The 601-nt window shown below is 48.8% G+C and carries 1 protein-coding gene and 1 pseudogene; both read left to right on the forward strand.

The window, feature by feature from the left end; genetic code table 11:
• Positions 1-509, forward strand: a 509-nt coding sequence (locus R7093_RS26540) for a glycosyltransferase (protein WP_318147192.1), incomplete at its 5' end; no start/stop codon positions are given.
• Positions 475-601: pseudogene (locus R7093_RS26545) on the forward strand (ligase); the annotation flags it as partial. The gene R7093_RS26540 and the pseudogene R7093_RS26545, both read left to right, overlap by 35 nt.

Genomic DNA, 601 nt, shown 5'->3' on the forward strand with positions numbered 1-601 from the left:
TGGTTGGTCGACTACATGAACACAAAGATCACGAAACGTTAATTCACGCCATCGCAAAACTGCCTGAGTGCTACCACTTACACCTTGCTGGAGATGGAGATAGAAAAGCCTCGCTTCAACGACTTGCTCAATCGTTAAACGTTTCACCTCGCGTGCATTTTCACGGAGTCGTATCCGATATCCCTCGTTTTCTCAGCGATATGGATATCTACGTGCAATCTTCCCACGTTGAAGGATTCGGGCTCGCCGCCGTAGAAGCGATGGCAGCAGGTTTGCCCGTACTCGCGTCCGATGTTCCGGGATTAGATGAGGTTACCGGCAGCTCAAAATATCTGTTCGAAGTCGGTGATAGCAATCTGCTTGCGCAAAAGGTTGCAGAGCTATGCGAAGACGCGGCTCTTTACAATTCGGCAAGTCATTATTCCGTCAACCGAGCCAAACTCTACACCATCAACAAATTTCGAGAGGGCTATTATGGAATCTACCAACAGCTCTGTACCGATAAGTAATACCGTTCCACTCCTTGCAGCTATTACTCTGGCACTGTTTTTTGTCCCAGTGAAATTCGCTGTAGGTGGCGTGGCACTTGCGCCTTCCGATA

It is taken from the genome of Vibrio sp. 1580 (assembly GCF_033340055.1).